Origin of the sequence: Anoxybacillus sp. MB8, assembly GCF_011006755.1 — a bacterium.
Taxonomy (GTDB): Bacteria; Bacillota; Bacilli; order Bacillales; family Anoxybacillaceae; genus Anoxybacillus; species Anoxybacillus gonensis.
The window spans coordinates 1-4,995 of sequence record NZ_RXXX01000076.1 but is presented as its reverse complement, the minus strand read 5'-3'; the positions used below and the strand labels follow the sequence as shown (position 1 = coordinate 4,995).

Annotated in this window: 4 protein-coding genes and 2 pseudogenes; all 6 read left to right on the top strand. The window is 34.3% G+C overall.

Annotated elements, in window-relative coordinates:
* Positions 1-289: 289 nt before the first annotated feature.
* The 6 genes and pseudogenes from EKC99_RS15025 (at position 290) to EKC99_RS15000 (ending at position 4,525) form a co-directional block, all read left to right on the top strand.
* Complete coding sequence (locus tag EKC99_RS15025) at positions 290-1,183, top strand: PhzF family phenazine biosynthesis isomerase (RefSeq protein ID WP_163152616.1); 894 nt, start codon at positions 290-292, stop codon at positions 1,181-1,183.
* A 295-nt stretch (positions 1,184-1,478) separates the two neighbouring features.
* A complete protein-coding gene (locus EKC99_RS15020; RefSeq protein ID WP_163152614.1) occupies positions 1,479-1,922 on the top strand; it encodes a GNAT family N-acetyltransferase in 444 nt (147 codons plus the stop codon).
* A gap of 175 nt (positions 1,923-2,097) precedes the next feature.
* Positions 2,098-2,427: a hypothetical protein gene (locus tag EKC99_RS15015; RefSeq protein WP_163152612.1), complete on the top strand. Its 330-nt coding sequence runs from the start codon at positions 2,098-2,100 to the stop codon at positions 2,425-2,427.
* A gap of 148 nt (positions 2,428-2,575) precedes the next feature.
* Positions 2,576-3,047, top strand: a pseudogene (locus EKC99_RS15010) (GNAT family N-acetyltransferase).
* Positions 3,048-3,201: 154 nt separating this feature from the next.
* A pseudogene (locus EKC99_RS15005) lies at positions 3,202-4,011 on the top strand (lipid II flippase Amj family protein).
* 148 nt (positions 4,012-4,159) lie between these two features.
* A complete protein-coding gene (locus tag EKC99_RS15000) occupies positions 4,160-4,525 on the top strand; it encodes a cupin domain-containing protein (RefSeq protein ID WP_163152610.1) in 366 nt (121 codons plus the stop codon).
* Positions 4,526-4,995 lie beyond the last annotated feature (470 nt).

Below are 4,995 nucleotides of genomic sequence, written 5' to 3'. Positions count from 1 at the left end.
CCATCGCTTTTGGTGTTGGTTTAAAAGTTATTCTAAAAAACTGAATAAAAAATCCTTTTGTTCCGCCCTACCAAGGTGCGAAATATGAGTTAAATAAAGAAAATTCTTGTCAATATGTCCAACCATTTTTTAAGGAATTAAAATGGTGATATTCACCAAAAGATTAATAGGAGCATTACTTCAAAAAGCAGGAAGTAATGCTTTTTTTGTTGAAGTAAAGGACAGCATTAAGAGAGACTATCAAGCAGAAAACCTTGAAATGATTAATCTTATTCTGGAGGTAATGAAAATGAGTAAAGTCAAAGTTTATCATTACGATGCATTCAGTAATGAGCCAAATATGGGGAATCCAGCAGGTGTAGTTTTTGATGGAGACCAACTCACTGAAAAGGAAATGCAAGAAATAGCGTTAAAAGTAGGCTTTAATGAAACAGCTTTCCCTCTTAAATCTGATAAAGCGGACGTTAGAATTCGTTATTTTACACCTGGACATGAAATGAATCTATGTGGTCATGCAACAATGGCTGCTATTTATGCATTAAAAACAAAAGAATTACTAAAAGAAAAGAGTGATTTAACAATAGAAACCAAAGCAGGAGTTCTGCCAATAAGAATAAATCGAAATTCACAAAACGAAATAGACATAACGATGAAACAAGCATCTCCACAATTTAAAGAATTTAATGGTTCAATTGAAGATTTAGCCTTTTCCATAGGGCTGAAAAAAGACGATATAGAACCGAACTTACCGATTTTATACGGAAGTACAGGTACTTGGACTTTATTAATTCCAATAAAAACCCTAAGTGCTTTCAAAAGAATGAAACCCAATAATAAGCTCTTCCCAAGTATATTGAAAGAAATGCCAATGGCTTCTGTCCACCCTTTTTGTTTAGAAACTTATGATTCAAATGCACATATGCATGCTCGACATTTTTCTTCGCCTTTCTCTGGCACGATTGAAGACCCAGTAACAGGAACTGCTTCTGGGGTAATGGGCGCATATTATGCAAAATATATCGCAGATAATAACGTATTAAACCTAAACCTTTTAATTGAACAAGGTCAGGAAATTGGAAGAGATGGAAGAGTAGAAGTAAATGTGATGAAAAATGAGGATTCATATGAAGTGGAAATTACAGGTAAAGCTGTTTTTGTAAAAGAGATTGAGGTTTTTATTTAATTAACAAAGTTTCCTGTTTTACTATCTACTATCCTGAAAATTTCTGAATCCAAAAAGGCAACACTCCCATACGAACTCGAAGTATCAGTTTGTAATCGACCTCTGACTTCAGCTATAAGGGCAGTATAGACATAATATATTTCACATTTTCATTCTTCTGATGGTGATGCATAGATGCGGTATGGTTGTCTCCCATGGAAGAATGAATTAACTTCCATCATCTGTGGTGAAACTTGTTTAATGTTTGGCTAAGGGCAGGGTAGTTGAAGAATTATATTGGGAGGAGGAGTTTTTAGTGGCAGAAACAGTTGTACCAATTACAACAGATAATTTGGAACAATGTATTGAACTATATATTAAAGTTTTTAATAGTGAGCCTTGGAATGAAAGTTGGACGTATGAAACTGCTAAAGAAAGGCTTACGGATTTGTTACATACTCCTAATTTTACGGGATTTTTTTGGAAAAACAATGAAACTCCAATTGGTTTTATAGCAGGAAACAGCAAAAAAACATATCAAGGAATAACTTTTTATTTAGCAGAATTATGCATCAATAATGAAATTCAAGGTAAAGGTTATGGTTCCAAACTTCTCCAATTTTTAGAGGAGGAATTACAGAAGAAAAACGTTAAAAGCATTTATCTTTTAACTTCCAATGGAGGACTTGCAGAAAACTTCTATAGAAAAAATGGTTATGTTGTGAATAACAATAGGATTGTTATGAAAAAGAATTTGTAAATTGCGTTAGACTTGTTCCACTCTCATGGAAGAACAGAAATATTTCATAATCTGTGGTGCTGTGAAATACGGCATGGGCGGCTAAAGGGCAGTATTGCTCACAATCAAGGAATTAATGAAAAAAGCACGAACCTATAAGTAGGATGTGAAACGTCTAAATTACGGAGGTAGAGAAATGTATTTAGAAGCCGAAGTGTACGGAATGGTGAATTGGGGATTTGCAATAGTGATGGGAATTGAACTAATTTCTTTCATTGTTCTTTGGCTCAAACATAAATTCAGCAAAGAAGCATTTTGTTGGTTTATAGGACATATTATTTTCTTTTCTTTTGCTGGTTACAAACTTTTAGAAGCGATAAACACTTTTGAACATAATGATTTTATGGGTTCAGAAAAAGCATCATTGAGCATAGGAATCTCAGGGATTTTATGGGCAATTAGTGTAGTTTGTTTATTAATTGGAATTGCACGTCTTATTTCAAGTAAAGTTCTAAGCAAAGGGTAATCTGTTTCACTTCTATGGAAGAACAAATGAACTTCCATAATTTATGGTGAAGCTCGCTTCATGGTTGGCTAACGAGCGAATTAGTTGAAGAATAGCACTAAATTTGCCTTTATGATAGTCATTACTTTACAAATGAAGGGGGATTAAGATGGAAATCCGTTCAGTGAAAGGGCCAGACTACTATGTAATATCTCCACTTATCAATGAGTGGTGGGGCGGAAGACAAATGTCCGATATGTTGCCAAAATTATTCTTCGACCATTTTCAAAATACAAGTTTCATTGCCGAAAAAGATGGAAAAATCGTTGGATTTTTGATAGGTTTTCTATCCCAAACATATCCAGAAGAAGCATATATACACTTTGTTGGGGTTCATCCAGATTATAGGGAAAATGGTATTGGAAGACAACTTTACAATGAATTTTTTGATATTGTTAAAAAGAGTGGTCGGAATATCGTACGTTGTGTAACTTCACCAGTGAACAAAGTTTCCATTGCATTTCATACGAAAATGGGATTTGAAATCGAAAAAAACGGAGATAAAGAAATTGATGGAGTCTCTGTATATACTGATTATGACAAATCAAGATAGAGTTTTATTTGTGAAGAAGTTAATTTAATTATGACCTTATTTAACTCCCATGTAATGAGGAATAAACTTCCATCATCTGTGGTGAATCTCACTTCGTGGTTGGCGAACAGGCAAGATATGCAATAAAATTTTTTGAATCTTTTAATTATAATAGGAATATCATCAAAAAGAAAGGTAAGAATATGGATTTTATAAATGAAAAAGTTTTATTTGTATCGCTGTTTGTTTTGATTATTCATAGCATAGAAACATTAGCTTATGCCGTAAGGTTATCTGGTGCGAGAGTAAAGTTAATCGCTTCTGCTTTATCTTTATTTAACGTAATGGTGATTGTTTCAAGATTAGCTAATATGATGCAGCAGCCATTTACAGGGAGTTTGATTGATACTGCTCCAAAGCAAGGTTCTCTGGAGTTTGTAAAAATGGAGTTTAGGGTACTCATAGGTTCATCTACTCTTGGTACGTTATAGGAATATTGCTCCTCCCAACTTTTATTGCCATATTCTCAAGAGCCATCGTTCATCTTTCAAACCAAAGAGGCTCAATACCAGCATTGATGAAAAAAGGAACAAATATTGCTTTTTTAAAGCGAGGCATAAAACATATACAATTACCAAGATGGTCTTACATAAAAGACATAAACCTCAGAGATGTGCCTAAACAATTATTTTTCGTGAATATGGTGATTACTGCCGTATATAGGAGTGTTTTCTGCTTTATATGCATCTCTAATCGCACCTGAACGGGCTTCGACTGCAATTATGGCTTCAGGTCTAATCAACGGTATAGCCACTATTCTATTGGTTATTTTCGTTGACCCTAAAATATCAGTTCTTGCCGATGATGTGGTGAATCGGAAAGGGAATTACATAACATTAAAAAGCATTTCTATAATGATGGTTACTTCAAGGCTGTTCGGAACAGTTTTAGCTCAATTTTTATTTGTTCCTGGAGCGTACTATATAGCATGGCTTACTAAGTTTATAGTCTAACGTTATTCTACTAACAGGTGCGGTACTTCAACAAGGAGAATCGCTTTTCCTTATTGTGCTAACGGGCAGCATTAGTTGAATAAGGAATTAGTGTTTCCAATGTTGAATTATATAAGATTGAAAACAAATATCTTTCGGGGGATTCATTATGAAAATTTTTAGATTTGATAAAGAAGTCGGTGCGAAAATAACGAAATACAATTCGGACTTAGCGATTTATACAAGAATTATAAAAACAAGTGAACCTTCTATTCTCGGTTGTATGTATATAGAACCTAACGGAGTCGTTGGGTATCACGAAGCACCTGTTCCTCAATTGTTTCTGGTGGTTCAGGGGGAAGGCTGGGTAACAGGGGAGGACCGCAAAAGAATTTTTGTAAAAAGAGGGGAATGTGTTTTTTGGGAGAAAGGAGAATGGCACGAATCAGGAAGCGATGAGGGAATGACTGCAATAGTGATTCAATCTGAAACTTTAAATCCTGAATCTTTTATGGTAATTAAAGCAACAGAGTAAAAGAGTTTCTTCTTCAGCTAACGGATAGCGTTAGTTCGATAAGAAGAGCGGAATAAATATCGAAAAAACGCTCAGATTATTAAAAATTCGAGTGTTTTTATTTGTTAATTTCGGTTTAATGAATGTGATAATTCAGTTGCGAATTAGGTTGCTATTTAAAGCATTTTTAAGATTTTTCCTCCCTGAAGTGAGCCCGTTAGGAAGAATCCTGTTTCTCTTTTTTCATTGGGGAATAGGGGAAAGAGACGAAGAAGTATTAATTGCATTTGAATGATGTTATTGATAAGGTTGATGTTTATTTTAAAGTCTAATTTTTATTGCAAAAATTTTGCAGGTTCTCACTTGAGGTACAAATGCTTTATTGCGATATTTGATATATTGTTTTTGTCAATAATAAATTGAGCCAGAGCGATCACTTCAAAAGTGAGCCACTTTTAGAATCAGAGTTCCCATAAATGGGAGAGGGTGGG

Excerpts from the sequence above, each read along its gene's own strand:
- EKC99_RS15015 (WP_163152612.1), top strand. The coding sequence starts at position 2,098 with ATGTATTTAGAAGCCGAAGTGTACGGAATGGTGAATTGGGGATTTGCA.
- EKC99_RS15025 (WP_163152616.1), top strand. The coding sequence starts at position 290 with ATGAGTAAAGTCAAAGTTTATCATTACGATGCATTCAGTAATGAGCCA.
- EKC99_RS15000 (WP_163152610.1), top strand. The coding sequence starts at position 4,160 with ATGAAAATTTTTAGATTTGATAAAGAAGTCGGTGCGAAAATAACGAAA.